Source organism: Collinsella aerofaciens (genome assembly GCF_039752985.1).
GTDB lineage: Bacteria > Actinomycetota > Coriobacteriia > Coriobacteriales > Coriobacteriaceae > Collinsella > Collinsella aerofaciens_BT.
This window is the reverse complement of record NZ_JBDMHA010000017.1, coordinates 33,184-36,125: the sequence shown is the minus strand read 5'-3', so window position 1 is coordinate 36,125 and position 2,942 is coordinate 33,184. Positions and strand designations below refer to the sequence as shown.

Here is a 2,942-nt window from a genome sequence, read left to right as displayed (position 1 = left end):
TATTCACCTAAAGCCAACAATGATGAAACGTTTTTTCTATCCCTGAAGACCCTTGTGGGACATTCATACTCCCAAGCTGGGCAAACGTTTTATCAGGGTTGACTACATATCCCGGACAGGGCTGTGCCCCTCCAAAATGTGCCCCGTTCGCCGCCAAAAATCGACCGTTTACGGCACTGTGATACCACTCGGTCGTCCAAGGTGCCGACATTTGTGCGACATCCGTCTTCGTGGTGCAAAGGTGCAAGTCCAAGTGCGGCACCCCCGGTGTGCCACATGCGGGTAAACTAGAACCTTATATAAAGATATTTGAACCCTAACTGCAGCAAAGGAGGCCCCATGGCATTCGATCCCATTCAAGAGGATTGCCATCGCCTCGTTCTTGAGGCCTTGCGCCGCGACAATATCCCGCTCACTGACGGCCCCGCCGTCGAGCGTCTAATGGAGCAATTCACCCGCAACCCCGCGCCGCTCATCGTGCACGACCGCGACCGAGCTGGGCATCTGATCGCCAAGGTCGTCGAGGCTGTCGACTACCGCATCCCCTTTATCCCCGACGACGCCCAGGCAGAGCAAGAAGAGGCCGCTGCCGAGAACATGCTTCGCGAGGCCGCCGCACTCGATCCGACCAACTGGGATGCCCAGCGCATGCTGACGGCCCTCACCGCCGACTCCAACGAAGAGTACGTGCAGTACTTGGTATCCAAGCGCGATGAAGTCGAGCATGACCTGGCACTCAAGATCGCCTCGGCGCAGGACCCCTACGAGCGTGAGGCCGCAGGCGACCTAACCCGTCGCCCCTACCTGCGCTGGCTTGCCGCCCTTGCATCGCGCGCCCTCATTAGCGGACGTTATCGTATGTCGTTGGAGGCAGCGAATCGCAGCCTAGACTTTGCCCCCAACGATCCCGCCGGCGTCCGCCACACCGCGATGCTCGCCATGGCAAAGCTCGAATACCCCGCCGAGGAGCTCAAGCGATTTCGCTCTGCCCACTCCGTACCCTATCTCGCGAATACCCCGCTGCGCCGCCGTCCCAAAGATGCGGAGCGCGACCTGGACCCGTGGACGCTCATCGCGCTGATGAGCACGGCTTGGCGCGAACTGGACTACGAGGGCGCCGAGCACTACCTGCGTATCCTTGTGCGCTCGTGTCCGCACGCAGCCGAGGCACTCTACTTCCAAACCGAGTTTCCCGATGGCGTCTATGCCCGCGTCAACGTAGGCGTAGGCTCCACCGACGAGCTTGTCCTCGCGCTGTCCGAGGCGACGCCGGTGCTGCAGGAGGGCCTGGGCGCCCCCGACAACGCCAGCTTTGCCGCCTGGGTCGCCACCAACGATATCGTGCGTTCCCAGATCGACGAGCGCATCCTGCGCGCAGCCGAGCAGGGACTTCCATTTAAGGGAGGGGACCTCTAATGGATCCGAGCGTCTACATCCCCGCCTACCTGGAGCGCACCTATCTGGCGTCGCACCCCGAGCTCACCGATGCAGCACGCGAGCTTGTCCATAACGACATTAGCGCGAATCCTCAAAAGTATGCGCAGTCCGAGCATGCCCAAGCGCTGCTGTCCTATGCCGGTGTTCATCGCCACCTGCTCGACGAGCTCCATCGCATCGAGGACATGGGCAGCGACGAGGAGTTTGAGCAGACGCGCAACCGCCTGTTCGACGATATGCGTGATGAACTGCTCAAGATCGTCCGCGTCGATGCGCATGTCCTCGATGCCCAGCTGCTCGCCATCATCCTGGCCGACATGCCCGTTGACGCCTGCCTGGGCGACCTGATGAAGCTCGAGGCGACCACGGCCGATTACCTGCAGCAAAGCGTGCCCGGGTTCGACATGGAAGCCCCGCACTACTGGGCCAACAAAGTGCTGACAGACAGCGTGACGGCGGCCGATCTCACCGTGAGCGAGCCGGCTCTTATCGGGTGGCTTCATACGCTCGAGGCCATCTCGCAGCTGTGCATGGCGAGCGCCCGCTACCGCGCTGCCGCCAACTACGCCCGCCGCGTCCTTAAGGCAGAAGGCTATCCCACCCGAGCCGCAGGCACCGTGTTGCTCGCCCTCGCTCGTCTGGAAGATCAGGACGGCTTTTTTGCCCTAGCCCACCAGCTCGAGGAAGAGATCGGGGCAGACGCACTCGAGAACTCTCCTTGGTATCTGCTCGCCCGCACGATTCTGCTGTTCAAAACGAACAAGATGCGCCCGGCGACACGCGCGCTGCGCGAGTTTGCTAACCGCTGCGAGGGCGGCGCGTTCTTCTTGCTGAACCCCATGTACCAGACGCCGTACCTTCCCTGCCGGCCCGAGCCACGCGATCCCTGGGATCTTTCGCACCAGGCCGTTTGGGAAGCGGACGGCATTATCTCGGATACCCCCGACTTTGCCCCCTGGGCCAATGCCTGCGAAGACGTATCGCAGCTTGCCCAGGAATTTGCGCGCCGCTACGGCTTTTAGCGACGCGATCGCCCCGACCATGTCATCTATGTTAGGAACGGCTTCATGAACTTCCGCTCATCTCTTGCCTGCACCTCGAGCGATATCGCTCGCTGGGGACTGCGCTCTGTCCTCAAACGCCAGGGTGGCGTGCTTCCCGGCCGCATCGCCATGAAAATCGACCCCGAGCTGCTAAGCGACCTCGCGAGCCTGGTCGACCGCAGCGTGGTGATCACCGGCACTAATGGCAAGACCACCACCTCCAACCTCATCGCCGATGCCGTTGCTGCCAGCGGTGCTACCGTGGTGTGCAACCGTGCCGGCAACAATATGGAACCTGGTGTGGTGGGTGCTCTGCTCGAGGCCCGCGGCGGCCTTAGGCACACCAGCAGCGGCAAGCGCGTGGGCGTTTTTGAGTGTGACGAGCTCTACACCGTACGCGTTCTGCCCAAGCTCAAGCCGACGTACTTTGTGCTACTCAACCTGTTCCGCGACCAGCTAGAC

General features: G+C 61.8%; 3 protein-coding genes. All 3 read left to right on the top strand.

Features of this window, described 5'->3' with window-relative positions; translation table 11 throughout:
• The first annotated feature begins 339 nt into the window (after positions 1-339).
• Positions 340-1,416 (top strand): tetratricopeptide repeat protein, encoded by a 1,077-nt coding sequence (locus tag ABHR76_RS03715; RefSeq protein ID WP_346976827.1) that lies wholly within the window; start codon positions 340-342, stop codon positions 1,414-1,416.
• The gene (locus ABHR76_RS03710; RefSeq protein ID WP_138111650.1) at positions 1,416-2,459 is read left to right on the top strand and encodes a hypothetical protein; all 1,044 of its coding nucleotides are present in this window, start codon (positions 1,416-1,418) and stop codon (positions 2,457-2,459) included. Before ABHR76_RS03715 ends, ABHR76_RS03710 begins: the two co-directional genes overlap by 1 nt.
• 45 nt (positions 2,460-2,504) lie before the next feature.
• Positions 2,505-2,942 (top strand): Mur ligase family protein (locus ABHR76_RS03705; RefSeq protein ID WP_346976826.1); only part of this gene is annotated, 438 nt, incomplete at its 3' end.